2 protein-coding genes are annotated in these 523 nt (G+C 62.9%); both read right to left on the bottom strand.

Annotated features, from left to right (window positions below; genetic code table 11):
* Positions 1 to 240 (bottom strand): 50S ribosomal protein L22 (gene rplV, locus NW837_RS11755; RefSeq protein WP_414331722.1); only part of this gene is annotated, 240 nt, incomplete at its 3' end.
* Between the two features lie 10 nt (positions 241 to 250).
* Positions 251 to 523, bottom strand: a 273-nt coding sequence (gene rpsS / locus NW837_RS11750; RefSeq protein ID WP_414331719.1) for a 30S ribosomal protein S19, incomplete at its 5' end; no start/stop codon positions are given.

The following is a 523-nucleotide window of genomic DNA, read 5'->3' as shown; positions in this document are numbered from 1 at the left end:
CCAGCGCGGACCTTCGTCCACATAGGCGCGCGCCACCACCAGCGCACGCCGATCGACCCCCACATTATGCTCGGCGTTCGCGATGGCGGATTCCAGCACCTTGCGCGCGATGCGCGCCGACTTGTTGGGCAAGCGCTGCAGAATGACCAGCGCCTCATCGACGCGCTTGCCGCGCACCAGATCGATTGCCAAGCGCGCCTTACGCGGGGGTATCCGAATATGTCGTGCAACCGCTTTCATAATGGCCTCCTTACTTCCTGCGCACCTTCGAGGTTTTCTCGGAGCCTGCGTGTCCGCGGAAGGTGCGCGTCAGCACGAACTCGCCCAGCTTGTGCCCGACCATCTGCTCCGTCACATAGACGGGTACATGCTTGCGCCCGTCGTGGACAGCGAAGGTCAGCCCGATCATTTCGGGCACAATCATCGAGCGGCGCGACCAGGTTTTGATGGGTCGCTTCTGTGCGGGCGGCGCGTCCATCATCGCCAGCGCCTTCTTCATCAACTTCGGGTCGACATAGGGTCC

Origin of the sequence: Synechococcus sp. R6-10, from assembly GCF_047461815.1 — a bacterium.
Taxonomy (GTDB): Bacteria; Cyanobacteriota; Cyanobacteriia; order Thermostichales; family Thermostichaceae; genus Thermostichus.
This window is presented reverse-complemented; position numbering and strand designations above follow the sequence as displayed.